The organism is Thermoflexus hugenholtzii JAD2 (genome assembly GCF_900187885.1).
Lineage (GTDB): Bacteria > Chloroflexota > Anaerolineae > Thermoflexales > Thermoflexaceae > Thermoflexus > Thermoflexus hugenholtzii.
The window spans coordinates 40,266-54,038 of the sequence record NZ_FYEK01000027.1; the positions used below are offsets into that span (position 1 = coordinate 40,266).

Here is a 13,773-nt window from a genome sequence, read left to right on the forward strand (position 1 = left end):
CTGCCTCAGAGGTTGACGATGCGTCTGAAGGCGATCGAGCTGCACGGGTTCAAGAGCTTCGCCACGCCCACCCGCCTGGAGTTCCCGGGACGGGTGACGGTCATCGTGGGTCCCAACGGCAGCGGCAAGAGCAACATCGCGGAGGCCATCCGCTGGGCCCTGGGCGAGCAGAGCCTCTCCACCCTCCGGGTCCGCCGGGGGGAGGATCTGATCTTCGCTGGCAGCGACCAGCGGCCCCGCGCCGGCATGGCGGAGGTGACGCTGATCTTCGACAACGCGGAGGGCGATCTGCCGGTGGACTTCGCCGAGGTCGCCCTAACCCGGCGGGTCTACCGCGATGGGGAAGGGGAGTATCTCCTCAACGGCAACCGGGTCCGTCTGCGGGACATCCAGGACCTGCTGGGCGCCACGCCCCTGGCCCGGCGGACGTATACCGTCATCGGTCAGGGGTTGGTGGATGAGGTGCTCCGGATGCGGCCGGAGGAGCGTCGAGCGCTGTTCGAGGAGGCCGCCGGCATCGCCCTCTACCGGATGAAACGGGAGGAGGCCCTTCGGCGCCTGGAGGCCACCCAGCAGAACCTGACCCGGGTTCGGGATCTGCTCGCGGAGATGACGCCGCGGCTGAACAGCCTTCGCCGTCAGGCGGAGCGGGCGCGCCAGTATGAGGAGACGCTCTCCCGTCTGAAGGCGCTCTGGCGCCGATGGGCCGCGCGCCGGATGGCCGCGCTGCGTCGGAGCCTGGAGGAGGCGCAGGCGGCCGTCGCCGAGGCCGAGGCCGCCCGGCTCCGTCACCAGGAACAGCAGGCGGCCTCCGAGGCGGAGGCGGCGCGGCTTCGAGAGGAGATCCGGCGTCGGCGGGCCGCCCTACAGGAGGAAGAGGTCGCCTGGGGGAAGCTTCAGGAGGCCCTCGCTGACCTGCGCCAGCGGCAGCAGGCCCTCGAGGAGGCGCTCCGGGCCGTCCGGGAGCGCCGGGAGGCGTTGCAGGAACGTCAGGCGGCCCTGGAGGCCCGGCAACACGCGCTGGAGGAGGCCCGGGAGGCGCTGTTGCGCCGCGCCCAGGCGCTGCAGGCGCAACGTCAGGAGTGGGAAGCGCGCCATGAGCCGCAGCGCGCCCGAGGCGAGGCCCTCCGTCGTCAGCTGGAGGCGATTCAGGAGGCGGAGCGGCAGCGCGAGGCGGAGGCCGACCGCCTCGCCCGTCGGCGCCTCTCCCTGGAGGCGTTCTTACGCGAACTGGAAGAGCAGGCACGCGAGGAGGCCAGCCGTCGGCAGGAACGGGAAGCCCGACAGGCCGCGTTGCAGGAGGAGCGGGAGCGGCTCCGTCGGGAGGCCCAGGCCTTACAGGAGGCCCGCGAGATCCTGGACCGTCAGGTCGCCCAGGCCCATCGGTCCCTGGAGGAGGCGGAAGCGGAGGTCGCCCGCGCCCGGGAGGCCCTCGCCCGAGCGGAGGCCGACCAGGCTTACTTGGAATCTTATGCGGAAGCCCTGGCCCGACGCCGGGAGGCTCGGGAGGGATGGTCGGAGGACCTGCGGGCGATCCTCTCCGCCGGCCTCCCCGGGGTCCTCGGGGTCTTGGCGGATTTCCTGGAGGTTGATCCCGGCTGGGAGGTCGCCGTGGCGGCCATTCTGGGGCCGCTGCTCCAGGCGCTGATCGTGCGCGAGGCCCGCGTCCTGGAGGCGCTGCGCGCCCAGGTTCGCCACGGCCTTCCAGTGATCCTTCTGGACGCCCTGCGCTTCGAGCGGCCCCGCCCGGCCCGACATCGGTTCCTGCTTTCCGGAAGCCCGCCCGTGCCCGCCGGCCTGCTTCCGGCCGCCCGCGTCGTGCGTGCCCCTGAGCCCCGTCTGCAGGCCTGGCTTGAGCATCGTCTGCAAGGGATCTGGCTGACGAAGACATGGGAGGAGGCCCGGGCCCTGCGGTCGCGTCTGCCCCGATCCGCCCACATCCTCACCCCAGAGGGCGAGCGCATGAGCGGGGAAGGGATCGTGTGGATCGGCCGGCACACGGCGCCGGAGTCGGCAGGGTGGATCGAAGAATCGCAATGGCGCGCGCTGCGGGGGCAGCTGGAGGAAGCCCGGCGGGCCCGACGGCACGCGGAGGAGGCGCTGGAACAGGCGATGGGCCGATGGCATCGCGCCCGGGAGGCCCTGGCAGCCCTCGAGGAGGAGCGCCGCGCCCTCGAAGCCCGATGGGAGGCCCTTCAGCGCGCCTTCCGGGAGGTCGAGGGACAGCTGGAGGCGGAGGCGCGAGCCCTCCAGGCCATGGCCCGGGAAGCGGCGGCCTGGGAGGCCCGGCGGGCTGAGCTGGCAGCCGAACAGGCGGACCTGACCCGACGGGAACAGGCCCTCACCGAGGAGCGACAGGCGCTGGCGGAAGCCCGAGCCTCCCTGGAGAGGGAGCTGGCAGCCCTGGGCCTAGAGGGGATGGAGCAGGAACTGGCCCGCCTGCGAGCGGAGGAACGGTTGCTGGAGGAGGAGCGCCGTCAGGTGGAAGAGCAGATCGCCCGCCTGATCGCGGAGCGACAGGCTCTCGAAGTCGAGCGGATGACCCTGGAGGATCCGGAGGGCGCGCCCTCATGGCAGGCCCTGGAGGCCGAGCAAGCCCAGCTTCAGGAAGCCCTCCGGGATCTGGAGGCACAGCGTCAAGCACGGGAAGCCCGGCGGGCTGAAGAGATGACGCTCCTTCTATCCCTGGAATCGGCCTTCGAGGCCGTATGGGAGCAGGTGGAAACCCTCCGCCGCATTGGGCAGGAGCAGGAGGAAGCGGTGCACGCCGCGCGGCTGGAGCGGGTGCGCCGGGAGGGGGAGTTGCGGGCCTTTCAGCAGGCGTTGCAGGAGGAGTGGCGCCACCTGGAGGGAGCCGCCGGGTCGGAGGAGGTCGGGGAGCTGAACTTGGAAGCGCTGGAGGAGATCCAGACGGAGGAGCCGCTGGAGGCCCTGGAGGCGGAGGTGGAGGCGTTGCGGCGGGCGTTGCGCCGGCTGGGGCCGGTGAACCCCGAGGCGGCCGCCGAATACGCCGCGCTCCAGGAGCGCCACGCCTTCCTGACCGCCCAGGTGGCGGATCTGGAAGCGGCGTCCGCCTCCCTGCGGCAGACCGTGGAAGCCCTGGATCAGCAGATGCAGCAGGCTTTTATGGAGACGTTCCGGGCGGTGGGCCGCGCCTTCCGGGAGACCTTCACCGCGCTGTTCGGCGGGGGAAACGCCCGCCTGGCCCTCACCCCAGCCGAGCGATGGGATGAAGCGGGGGTGGAGATCTACGTCCGCGTGCCCGGGAAACGAACCCAGAGCCTCATGATGCTCTCAGGAGGGGAGAAAGCGCTGACGGCCACCGCCCTCATCTTCGCCCTGCTGAGCGTCCGCCCTTCCCCCTTCGTGATCCTGGACGAGGCGGATGCCGCGCTGGATGAGGCCAACATCGGCCGCTTCCGGGAGATGATCCGCCGGCTGTCCGAGCGCACTCAGTTCATCCTCATCACCCACAACCGGGGCACCGTCGAGGTCGCGGACGTCCTGTATGGGGTCACCATGCGCCCCGATGGCACCTCCCAGGTCCTGAGCCTGCGCTTGGAGGAAGCGGAACGGGTGATGGCAACGCCGGCGAAGCCATGAGCCACCCTTCGGTAGGAGCGGCTTCCGCTGGGGCCTATCGTAAGAGTGGCTTCAGCCGCGACCCACTAAGTAAGCTGAAATTCATTTCAGTCTGCATCCTGGGGATGAGGGGGAGCGCCTGCCACCGAGGCTTTCGCCGCGACCCTCGCTGTCTCGAAGACGAGGGTTCGGGTTATAGGAACAGTCTTCGCCACGGCCGCTCGCGGGATCGAAAACGAAGGTTCGGGACGAAAGCTCCCCCTCCAAAGATCGATGTCTGTAGGAGCGCTTTCGCCGCGACCTTTCGCAGGCTCGAAGGCGGAGGTTCAGGCCGAGGTCTATCCTGTCAAAAGCAACCGGCGGTGTCCTGGAGCGAGAGTTCGGGGCGAATGGGCTTTAAATTAATCCAGACACCTTCGGAAAAGCGGGGATTCCCTGCATCGGATGGGATAGCAGTTGAAATGAATTTCGAGATACAGCGCGCATGTTCGAACCCCCAGTCCGATCTTTAAACCCTCTGCGAGCTCCAGACCAGGATGTCCGAAGGGCGTGGGAAGCCAGCTTTTCTCGCTCTCCGAACGAAGCCATCCCTTTCGGTGCGAGAGGTGAGGGAGTGGCCGAGCGCGGGGGAATCTTCCGCATGCCGTCGGGTCCTCTCCGGGTATAATCGAATTGTCAGGCAGCGACCCGGAGCCTGTTTGCCCGGATGTCTCTCTCTGACCGGTGAGGGTTGCACGACCCACGAGCTCAGGCCCGAACCGATGCACGCGAGGCGCTCGCCGGTGGGAGAGCCGGGAGGTTGGCATCTTCCGTTCTTTTAGCCGGCGCAGGCCGGTCGTCGGCCGAAGGCTTTTGCGCCGATTGAAATCGGCCTTCTCAGGCGCTGCGCGCCGGGCGTCGGCCTTCGCCGACGCAAAAGACAACCTTCGGTCGGCGCAGGCCGACCGTTGGCCGAAGGTCTCTTGAGGTCGAATTCATTCGGCGTGCGGGCCGGTCGTCGGCTGAAGGCGTTCGCGCCGATTGAAATCGGCCTTCTCAGGCGCTGCGCGCCGGCGTCGGCCTTCGCCGACGCAAAAGACAATCCTTCGGTCGGCGCAGGCCGACCGTCGGCCGAAGGCCCTCGAAGGTCGAATTCATTCGACGCATCCGCCGACCGTTGGCCGAAGGTCTCTTGAGGCCGAATTCATTCAGCATCCAGGCTGACCCTCGGCTGAAGGCCGTTCGAGGTCGAATTCATTCAACGCGCAGGCGCGCGACCCGGAAGGGAAGGGGGAACCGGATGCAGGAGATCACGCTTTCCCAGTATAGCGCGGAGATCGAACGCCTGCTCCAGGACGAAGCCTATGATGAGGCCATCGCCCACTGCATGCACATCCTGAAGCGCTACCCGAAATACCAGCGGGCCTACCGTCTGCTGGGCCAGGCTTACCTGGAGAAGGGCCAGGATGATGCGGCGATGGACCTCTTCGCCCGGGCCCTGAGCGCGGATCCGGAGGATTTCCTCCCCCGCATCGGCCTCAGCGTGATCTACGAGCGCCGTGGGCAAATCGCCGAGGCGGCCTGGCAGATGGAACGGGCCTATGAGCTGCTCCCTTACAACGAGTTCATCCGGGAGGAGCTGGCCAAACTCTACGCCCGCCGGGACGGAGCCCCCCCGGAGTTCCTGCCCCTCACCCGGGGCGCCCTCGCCCGCCTCTACGCCCGGGGCCATCTCTACGCCGCCGCCATCGCGGAGCTGGAGAGCCTGCTCCAGGAGGCGCCCCAGCGCGCCGACCTCCGCGTCCTTTACCTGGAGGTGCTGTGGCGGGATGGGCGGCGCCTCGAGGCCGCGCGGGTCGCGCAGAGCCTGCTCCAGGAGCTCCCCTATTGCCTGAAGGCCAACCTCATCCTGGGTGAGTTCTGGATGGCCAGTGGCCGCGAGGCGGAGGCCCGCGAGCTGTTCCGCCGCGCCGCCGCCGTAGACCCCGAGCTCACCCTGGTCCCGGATCTCCTCGGGCCGACGGCCTCGATCCAGCCGGCGGAGGTGCGGATCGAACGCCTGATCTATGTGCCTCCCACCCCGGCCTACGCCCGACCCGCTGTGGAGGAGGGCGAGATCCCCGAATGGCTCCAGGCCCTGGGCCTCCCATTGGGAGAGGAAGTCCCGACCGCACCCGCTGCCGAGGAAGCCCCAGCCGCGCTGGAAGCCCTGGAAGCCGCCCCACCGGAGACTCCCCAAACCCCATCCCCCGAGCCGGTGGCGGAGACCCTGGAATGGTTACGATCAATAGAGGTGACTCCGGTGGAGCCGGAGGAAGAACCTTTGGGGGCTCCGGAGGAAGTCCCGCCTCCGGAGCTGGAGTTGCCGGAATGGCTACAGGAGGAGTTCTCCCTCCCCTCCGAAGCGCCTTCGTGGATGGAAGGACCGGGGGAGGGGGAGGCTGGACCTTCATGGATGGAGGGTCTCTTCCCGCCGGAGATGCCCGCCCCAGTCTCTGAGGCCCCGAGTGAAGAGGCGCCGCCCGAGATCCCGTGGGAAGCCCCCGGGGAGCTCCCGCCGGCCCCGGAGGAACCGGGAGAGGTCCCGATGGAGAGGCCGGGCGAGGAGGCTGCGCCGGAGGTCGCCGGCCTGCCGCCGCTGCCGGAGTCGCTGAGCCCGGAGGAGGCCCTGGCCTGGCTGGCCCGGATCGCCGAGGGCAAGGAGGAGATGCTGCGGGCCCAGGCGCAACAGGAGGCGGAAGCCCGTCTGGCGGAGATCCTGGGCCGTCGGCCGCCGGAAGCTCCCACCCCCCCGCTTCCGACGCCGCCGGAGGAGATCCCCGAGGCTCCCATAACGGAAGCCGCTCCGGAGGCGGCGTCAGCCGAAGAGGCCGCGCTCCCGGACTGGCTGCTGGCCCTCAAGCCACCGGAGGAGGAGATCGCCCCGGCCCTCGAGGAGGAGGAACGCCGGTTCCGGGAGCTCCTGGAGGAGGCGGCCGCCCAGCCCCTGGAGATCCCGCCGGAGTGGCAGGCGGCGATGGGGATCTTCCCGGAGGCCCTTCCGGAGGCGCCATCTCCGGAAGCGGCCCCGCTCGAAGCAGCGCCTCCGGAGGAGATCGAGACGCCACCGCTGGAAGGCGCCCTCCCCTTCCCGACGCCGGAGATCGCCCCCGAAGCTGTCGGCGAGGCGATGCCGGAAGATCTTCAAGTCGAGGAAGTGTGGGAAGGGAAGGGACTAGCCCCGGAGGCCGTTGAGACGGCACCTATCTGGGATCTCCTGGCGGTGGATGAGGGCCTCCCGCCGGCTGGGAAGATCCCGGAGCCCGCCCCCGCTGTGGATCCCCGCTGGCTGGAGCGCCTGCACGCGGTGCCGGTCGCCGAGACCATGGCCGGCGCGCTGCTGGGGGTCCTGGCGGATTATGAGGCCCGCCTGAAGGCCCAGCCTCGGGATCACGAGACCCGCCTGGCAATGGCCCGGTTGCTCTTCAACTTGGGCGACACCGCCCGGGCCGTTCGGGAGTATCAACGACTGATGCGGGTGGCGGCGATGCGGGAGCGCGTGATCGCCGATCTGGAGCAGGCAGTGCAGCTGCGCCCCGACGAATCCCGCCTGTGGCAGGCCTTGGGGGATGCCTACCAGGAGGCCGGGAAGCTGCAGAAGGCCCTGGAGGCCTATCGCCGGGCTCTGGCCCACCTGGGTTCGTGAGCAGCGGGTTGAGCCCTGGGGCCCCGGCTCGCTTCCCCATCTATCCCGGACTCGGAGGCCCATCGATGCGCATCGGGATCCTGAGCGACACCCACGATCATATCGAGAACACGCGTCGGGCTTTGGAGATCCTCCGCCGGGAGGGGGTGGAGCGCCTCTTCCACTGCGGGGACGTGACCTCGCCGGAGGTGGTGGCCCTTTTCGAGGGCTGGGATGTGCTCTTCGTCCGCGGCAATCTGGACCGCCTGGAGGCGCTGGAACCGGCGGTGGTGGCCCTGGGGCGTCAACCCTTCCTGGGGGATGAGTTGACCACCACTCTGGCAGGCCGGCGCATCGCCCTCCTCCACGGCGACGACACGGCCCGCCTCCAGCAGCGCATCGCCTCCGGGGAGTTCGACTACGTGTTCCACGGCCACACCCATCGGCGTCGGGACGAGCGGGTGGGGCGGACCCGCGTGATCAACCCGGGGGCCCTGGGCGGCGTCCGCCACGAGAGTCGCTCGTTCTGCATCCTGGACCTGCAGACCGACGAACTCCGTTTCATCGAGGTTGAGGAATGAGGGAGGAACTCTTCCCGCCGGACACTCCGTTCCGCATGGCGGTGCCCATCGAGGTCCGCTTTCGGGATCTGGACGCGATGGGGCATGTGAACAACGCGGTGTATTTCACATATTTCGAGCATGCGCGCTTGCACTACCTCCGCCGGCTGGCTGAGGTGCCTCCCCCGCTGGAGCCCCTGGGGATGATCGTGGCCGAGGCGACCTGTCAGTATCGGGCGCCCATCACCCTGGGGATGCCGCTCCGGGTCTGGATCCGGGTGGGGGAGATCCGTCAGCGCAGCTTCGTCTTCCTCTACCGGATCGAACGCTGCGACACCGGTCAGGTGATGGCCCTCGGCCGCTCGGTGCAGGTGGCTTACGACTACGCCCGCGGCGTCTCCGTCCCGATCCCGGAGCCGTGGCGGGAGCGCTTCCGCGCCTTCGAGGAAGGGCAGCTGGAGCTGGCCCTCTCTTCTCCCTCACGATCCGATGGGGGCAAGGATGATCATCGTGGATGCCCATGAAGACCTGGCCTGGAACGCTCGCTCCTTCGGCCGGGATTACACCCGCTCGGCCCATGAGACGCGGCAGCGGGAGGAGGGGACGGAGATCCCCCGTCTGAACGGACGGTGCATGCTGGGCCTGCCGGAATGGCTGGCCGGGCGGGTGGCGGTGATCTTCGCCACCGTCTTCGTGATGCCGGCGCGCCACGCCCGCTCGGCGATGGAGCGAACCTACCGCACCCCCGATGAGGCCTACGCAGAGGGGATGGCCCAGCTGGATTACTATGAGCGCCTGACGGAGACCCAGCCTCGCTTCCGGTGGATCCGCTCCCGTCGGGACCTGGAGGCCGTGCTGGAAACGTGGCGGGAACCCCTCCCGGAGCCTGACCCGCGGTGCATCGGGATCGTCTGCCTGATGGAGGGGGCGGACCCCATCCGGCGCCCGGAGGAGGTGGAGGTCTGGTATGAGCGAGGGGTGCGGATCATCGGGCCGGCCTGGAGTGCCACGCGCTACGCCGGCGGCACCGGGGAGCCAGGCCCTCTGACCGATGAGGGACGCCGGCTGCTGAAGGTGATGCAGGATTTCCCCCTTATCTTGGACCTCAGCCACATGGCCGAGCGGAGCTTCTTCGAGGCCCTGGAGCGCTATGAGCGGCCGGTCATCGCCAGCCACTCCAACCCTCAAGCCCTGGTGCCCGGGGACCGCCAGCTCTCCGACGCGATGATCCGCGCCCTGGCCGAACGGGACGGGGTGATCGGAGTGGTTCTCAGCAATCGCATGCTCAAGAAGGGCTGGACCCGGGGGGATCCCAAGGAGGCGGTCACGGTTTGGGATGTGGTGCGGGCCATCGACTACATCTGCCAGCGGGTGGGGGACGCCCGTCACGTCGGGATCGGGAGCGATTTCGATGGCGGCTTCGGGGCGGAGGAGACCCCGGCGGAGTTCGACACGGTGGCGGATCTCCCGAAGATCGCCGATGCCCTGCGACAGGCCGGCTTCGCCGAGGCCGATGTGGAAGCGGTGATGGGCGGGAACTGGTTGCGCATCCTGCGCCACGGGCTGGAGTGAGAGGAGCGCGGGGAGATGTGGTCGACAGGGGAGGGGTCGGAGGAGCGGCCGGTCCTGGTGATCGGGGCCGCAGGCCTGGACCTCAAGGGATACGCCGCGGGGGCCCTCCGCCTTGGGGCGACCAACCCGGGCCAGGTGCGGCGGAGCGTCGGCGGGGTGGCCCGTAACATCGCGGAGAACCTGGCCCGGCTGGGTCATCCGGTCTTCCTGATCTCCGCGGTGGCCGACGATGAGACCGGCCGCTGGGTGCTGGAGCGCACCCGGAGCGCAGGGGTCAACGTCGAGCATGTGGCGGTGATCCCTCAGGGCCGGACCGGCACTTACCTGGCGGTGCTGGATGAGCAGGGGAACCTGGTGGTCGCGGTGGACGACATGAGCATCCTGGAGGCCATCACCCCCCGCTATCTTCAAACCCGCCGCGCCCTCTTCGAACAGGCGGCCATGGTGGTCCTGGATGCCAACCTCTCGCCGGCCGCCCTGCGCATGGCCGTCCGCCTCGCCCGACGGTTCGGCATCCCGGTGGCGGCCGACCCCACCTCCCCCACCTTGGCCATGCGCCTCCGATCCATCCTTCCGGAGCTGCATCTGGTGACGCCCAACACCGCGGAGGCGGAGGCCCTCACCGGCCTGCCGGTCTCGAACGTGGACGAAGCCCTTTTCGCCGCGCGCTATCTCACCGCCCTGGGGGTGCGGGTGGCCATCATCACCATGGCGGAGCTCGGCTTGGTCTACGCCGCCGGGGACCTCAGCGGGCATATCCCTGCCATCCGCACCGAGATCGTGGACTTCACCGGGGCCGGGGATGCGCTGACGGCCGCGGTGATCTTCGCCCTGCTCCATGGGATCCCGATTGAGGAGGCGGTGCGCCTGGGGGTGGCCGCCGCCGCCCTGACCCTCCGCTCCCGGGAGACGGTCTCCCCGGAGCTCAGCCTGGAGCGGCTCTACGAGCAGCTGGTGATCTGAGATCCCTGCGGGGCGATGGCGTTTTCCATCCCCAATTCAGGAGACGCGAACGATGGGCGAGGTCTGGCCGTCCCGTTGGATGGAAACCTTCCTCCGGCTTCAGGAGGAGCTGGTGGCGCTGTTGCGGGAGCTGGTCCTCCGCGAGTCGCCCACCACCGAGAAGGCGGCGGTGGACCGGCTGGGGGAGTTCGTGGCCGAACGCCTGCGGGAGCTGGGGGCTCAGGTGGAGCGGATCCCCCAGGAGGCCGTCGGGGATCACTGGGTCGCCACCTGGGGCGATCCGGAAGCCTCCACGCAAATCCTGACCCTCTGTCACCTGGACACGGTGTGGCCATTGGGGACCCTGGAGCGCATGCCTTTGCGGGAGGAGGACGGGCGCCTCTATGGGCCCGGCGTCTTCGACATGAAAGGCGGGATCGCCGTCCTCCTCGGTGCCCTTCAGGGCCTGCGGACGCTCGGCCTCCATCCCCCGCACCGCGTCCGGATGCTGTTCACCAGCGATGAGGAGACCGGCAGCGAGACCTCCCGCCCGCTGATCGAGGAGGAGGCCCGGCGCAGCCAGCTGGTCCTGTGCCTGGAGCCCGCCCTCCCCGACGGCAGCCTGAAGACGTTCCGCAAAGGGGTGGGGGATTTCATCGTGATCGCGCACGGGCGCTCCGCCCACGCCGGCGCCGATCCCCAGCGCGGGATCAACGCCATCGAGGAGCTGGCGTATCAGATCATGCGCCTGCGCGCCCTGGCCGATCCCCGGCGCGGCACCACTGTGACGGTGGGGGTGATCCGGGGCGGCACCCGACCCAACGTGGTGCCGGAATACGCGGAGATGGTAGTGGACGTGCGGGTGGCGACCCGGGCGGAGATGGACCGGATGGAGAAGGCCTTCCGGAGCCTGCGGCCGGTCCTGGATGGCGCCCGCGTGGAGGTGCGGGGAGGGTTCAACCGACCCCCGATGGAGCGGGACGCCCGGATGGTCGCCACCTTCCGGCGGGCCTGCACCATCGCGGCCGAGCTGGGGCTGACCCTCACGGAAGGAGGGACCGGCGGGGGAAGCGACGCGAACTTCACCGCCGCCCTGGGCGTCCCCACCCTGGATGGCCTGGGGGCGGTGGGCAACGGCGCCCACGCCCTGGATGAGCACGTGTGGATCGCCTCCCTCCCGCAACGGGCCGCCCTGGTCGCCGCTTTGCTGGCTCGATGGACGGTATTATAAACAAGGAAGGGCAACGTGACAGTGGAGTAGGGAAGGGGAATGGAGATGGAGGAGCTGGCCCGCGCGGCGGAGATGATCCGCCGCTCCCGTTATTTGGTGGCCCTGACCGGAGCCGGGATCAGCACCCCTTCGGGGATCCCGGATTTCCGGAGCGAAGGCTCCGGGCTGTGGACGATCTACGATCCGATGGAGGTGGCCTCCATCTGGGCCTTCTCCCGCCGTCCCGAAGCGTTTTTTGAGTGGGTGCGCCCCCTGGCCCGCATGATCCGGGAGGCCCGGCCCAACCCCGCCCATTACGCCCTGGCCCGCTTGGAGGCTGCGGGCATCCTCAAAGCCCTGATCACTCAGAACATCGATGAGCTTCACCAGAAGGCGGGCTCCCGCCGGGTCATCGAGGTGCACGGGCATCTGCGGGAGGCCACCTGCATCCGGTGCTATCGTAAAGTCCCCGCCGCCCCTTACCTGGACGCTTTTCTGGAGAACGGGACGATCCCGCGCTGCGAGGTGTGTGGGGGAGTGCTCAAGCCGAACGTCATCCTGTTCGGGGAGCAGCTGCCGGCCCAGGCTTTCCTCGCCGCCCAGCAGGAGGCCCGCCGGGCGGATGTTTTCCTGGTGGCTGGCTCCTCCCTGGAGGTGGCCCCGGCGGGGGATCTCCCCATCCTGGCTAAGGAACACGGGGCCCGCCTGATCCTGATCAATCTCTCCCCTACCGCTGCTGACCGTTACGCGGATCTGCAGATCCGCGGGGATGTGGCGGAGATCCTCCCCCTCCTGGCGGACGCCGTGCTGGGACCCGCGCGGGAGGAGGCCTTTGGTGCGGAATGAACGTTCAGGAGGACCGGGATGGCGTTGAGGGGAAACCTGCGGGACTTCCACACCACCCAGTTGCTGAACCTCATCCACCTGGCCCGGAAGACCGGGACCCTGACGGTGGAAAGCCGCAACGGCACGGCCCAGCTGTGCTTTAAGGACGGCAAGCTGATCTACGCGGCTTTAGATCGTCAGGACGGCCGCCTGGCCGATGTGCTGATCCGGGCCGGGAAGCTCCGCCCGGAGCAGCTGCAAACCCTGGACCTCTCCCGGGTTCAGGATGACAAGGTCCTGGGGTTGAAGTTGATCGAAGCCGGCTACGTGACCCAGCAGGACATCCTCGCCAGCCTGCGGGCGCAGATGCTGGATGTGGTCTATCGGCTGTTCGCCTGGAGCGAAGGCGCCTTCCGCTTCGAGCCTCACCTCCAACCGGTCCAGAACCGCATCCCGGTCCCCGTGGACCTGGAGAACATCATCATGGAGGGGGTCCGCCGCCTCCGGGAGGTGGAGCGCTTGAAGGAGGAGCTCCCGGATCTGGACATTCCCGTCCGGCTGACCAGCCGCCCCGAGGCCATCCGCAAGGTGCAGCTGAGCCCCGAGGAGTGGCGGGTGATCAGTCAGGTCAACGGGCGGAACACCATTGAGCAGATCATGCGCCGTCTGAACATGGACGAGATCCAGATCCGCCGTATCATCTATGGGCTCCTCCAGGCCGGCCTGATCGAGCTCGGCACCCCGCCTCCGGCCGCGCCGCCGCCCGGGGTCCCGAGCCCCAGGCCCGGCAGCGGCGTCTCCCGCTCCGTCGTGGAGAAGCTGATCAATTACTTCCGCAGGCTGTGAGGTCCTATCCCCCAGGAGGGCAGACGATCCATGCAGGCGGTGAAGATCGTGGTGACCGGGCCTTTCGCCTCGGGCAAGACCCAGTTCATCCGCACCATCAGCGAGATCGAAGTGGTCTCCACCGAGCGGCGGATCTCCACGCCGGCGGAGCGGGCCATCAAGGACCAGACCACGGTGGCCATGGATTTCGGGCGGATCACCATCGATAAGGACCTCGTGCTGTATCTGTTCGGCACGCCGGGCCAGCGACGCTTCGATTTCATGTGGGAGATCCTGGCCGAGGGGATGCTGGGCTTCATCGTCATGGTCGATAGCACCAGACCGGAGACCTTCCGCGAGGCCCGCAACATCCTGGAGACCTTCCGCCGCTATGCCCAGACCCCCTTCGTGGTCGCCGCCAACAAGCAGGACCTTGAGGACGCCTGGGATCCGGAGGACATCCGCATCGCCCTGCGCCTGGACGGCCGGGTCAAGGTGCTCCCGTGCGTGGCCACCCGCCGCGACAGCGTGAAGGACGTGGTCCTGGAGCTGCTCTACGCCATCCTGGAAGAGCTGTCCGCTTCCCGCTAAGATGAGCTCCATCGTTACGGAAC

10 protein-coding genes are annotated in these 13,773 nt (G+C 68.9%); all 10 read left to right on the forward strand.

Annotation, left to right across the window (positions count from 1 at the left end; all coding sequences use genetic code 11):
• Positions 1-18 precede the first annotated feature (18 nt).
• The 10 genes from smc to CFB18_RS06475 all read left to right on the forward strand — a co-directional run bounded on the left by smc (position 19) and on the right by CFB18_RS06475 (position 13,750).
• Positions 19-3,603: a chromosome segregation protein SMC gene (gene smc / locus CFB18_RS06430; RefSeq protein WP_088570979.1), complete on the forward strand. Its 3,585-nt coding sequence runs from the start codon at positions 19-21 to the stop codon at positions 3,601-3,603.
• Positions 3,604-4,861: 1,258 nt separating this feature from the next.
• The gene (locus CFB18_RS16240) at positions 4,862-7,246 is read left to right on the forward strand and encodes a tetratricopeptide repeat protein (protein WP_088570980.1); all 2,385 of its coding nucleotides are present in this window, start codon (positions 4,862-4,864) and stop codon (positions 7,244-7,246) included.
• A gap of 65 nt (positions 7,247-7,311) precedes the next feature.
• On the forward strand, positions 7,312-7,806 hold the full coding sequence (locus CFB18_RS06440) for a metallophosphoesterase (RefSeq protein ID WP_088570981.1): 495 nt from the start codon (positions 7,312-7,314) through the stop codon (positions 7,804-7,806).
• Complete coding sequence (locus CFB18_RS06445; protein ID WP_088571249.1) at positions 7,803-8,309, forward strand: acyl-CoA thioesterase; 507 nt, start codon at positions 7,803-7,805, stop codon at positions 8,307-8,309. The genes CFB18_RS06440 and CFB18_RS06445 overlap by 4 nt, the downstream gene beginning before the upstream one ends.
• Positions 8,287-9,357 (forward strand): dipeptidase, encoded by a 1,071-nt coding sequence (locus CFB18_RS06450; RefSeq protein WP_159461609.1) that lies wholly within the window; start codon positions 8,287-8,289, stop codon positions 9,355-9,357. Before CFB18_RS06445 ends, CFB18_RS06450 begins: the two co-directional genes overlap by 23 nt.
• Positions 9,358-9,372: 15 nt before the next feature.
• A complete protein-coding gene (locus CFB18_RS06455) occupies positions 9,373-10,320 on the forward strand; it encodes a carbohydrate kinase family protein (protein WP_088570983.1) in 948 nt (315 codons plus the stop codon).
• A 52-nt stretch (positions 10,321-10,372) separates the two neighbouring features.
• On the forward strand, positions 10,373-11,530 hold the full coding sequence (locus tag CFB18_RS06460; RefSeq protein ID WP_200808112.1) for a M20 family metallopeptidase: 1,158 nt from the start codon (positions 10,373-10,375) through the stop codon (positions 11,528-11,530).
• Between the two features lie 39 nt (positions 11,531-11,569).
• A complete protein-coding gene (locus tag CFB18_RS06465; RefSeq protein ID WP_088570984.1) occupies positions 11,570-12,355 on the forward strand; it encodes an SIR2 family NAD-dependent protein deacylase in 786 nt (261 codons plus the stop codon).
• Between the two features lie 18 nt (positions 12,356-12,373).
• Positions 12,374-13,180 (forward strand): DUF4388 domain-containing protein, encoded by an 807-nt coding sequence (locus CFB18_RS06470; RefSeq protein WP_088570985.1) that lies wholly within the window; start codon positions 12,374-12,376, stop codon positions 13,178-13,180.
• 30 nt (positions 13,181-13,210) lie between these two features.
• Positions 13,211-13,750, forward strand: coding sequence for a GTP-binding protein (locus tag CFB18_RS06475; RefSeq protein WP_088570986.1), 540 nt, complete (start codon positions 13,211-13,213; stop codon positions 13,748-13,750).
• Positions 13,751-13,773: the final 23 nt, after the last annotated feature.

Coding starts and splice junctions, on each gene's coding strand:
- CFB18_RS06460 (WP_200808112.1), top strand. CDS start 10,373: ATGGGCGAGGTCTGGCCGTCCCGTTGGATGGAAACCTTCCTCCGGCTT.
- CFB18_RS06440 (WP_088570981.1), top strand. CDS start 7,312: ATGCGCATCGGGATCCTGAGCGACACCCACGATCATATCGAGAACACG.
- CFB18_RS06450 (WP_159461609.1), top strand. CDS start 8,287: ATGATCATCGTGGATGCCCATGAAGACCTGGCCTGGAACGCTCGCTCC.
- CFB18_RS06455 (WP_088570983.1), top strand. CDS start 9,373: ATGTGGTCGACAGGGGAGGGGTCGGAGGAGCGGCCGGTCCTGGTGATC.
- CFB18_RS06470 (WP_088570985.1), top strand. CDS start 12,374: ATGGCGTTGAGGGGAAACCTGCGGGACTTCCACACCACCCAGTTGCTG.
- CFB18_RS06475 (WP_088570986.1), top strand. CDS start 13,211: ATGCAGGCGGTGAAGATCGTGGTGACCGGGCCTTTCGCCTCGGGCAAG.
- smc (WP_088570979.1), top strand. CDS start 19: ATGCGTCTGAAGGCGATCGAGCTGCACGGGTTCAAGAGCTTCGCCACG.
- CFB18_RS06445 (WP_088571249.1), top strand. CDS start 7,803: ATGAGGGAGGAACTCTTCCCGCCGGACACTCCGTTCCGCATGGCGGTG.
- CFB18_RS06465 (WP_088570984.1), top strand. CDS start 11,570: ATGGAGATGGAGGAGCTGGCCCGCGCGGCGGAGATGATCCGCCGCTCC.
- CFB18_RS16240 (WP_088570980.1), top strand. CDS start 4,862: ATGCAGGAGATCACGCTTTCCCAGTATAGCGCGGAGATCGAACGCCTG.